Below are 255 nucleotides of genomic sequence, written 5' to 3'. Positions count from 1 at the left end.
GCAACCATGAGGCGGTGGCACAAGTTTGCGATCGGGTCGGCTGCCGGCATCATTCTTGCCGGCGCGGCTCTTTTTGCGCTCGATGCCGCCGACAAAGCCTTTCCGCCGCCTCTGGACAGGGCGAATGCCGTGTCCGCCGAAGTGCTGGATGCCGACGGGCAATTGTTGCGTGCCTTCGCGACGCCGGAAGGCCGCTGGCGGCTGAAAACGACGGTCCCCGAGGTCGATTCGCAATTCCTGCGCATGCTGATCGCC

General features: G+C 64.7%; 1 pseudogene. It reads left to right on the top strand.

Annotation, left to right across the window (positions count from 1 at the left end):
* Positions 1-6: 6 nt before the first annotated feature.
* A pseudogene (locus EOD29_RS33260) lies at positions 7-255 on the top strand (penicillin-binding protein 1C); the annotation flags it as partial.

The organism is Mesorhizobium sp. M1A.T.Ca.IN.004.03.1.1 (genome assembly GCF_003997555.1).
GTDB lineage: Bacteria > Pseudomonadota > Alphaproteobacteria > Rhizobiales > Rhizobiaceae > Mesorhizobium.
This window is presented reverse-complemented; position numbering and strand designations above follow the sequence as displayed.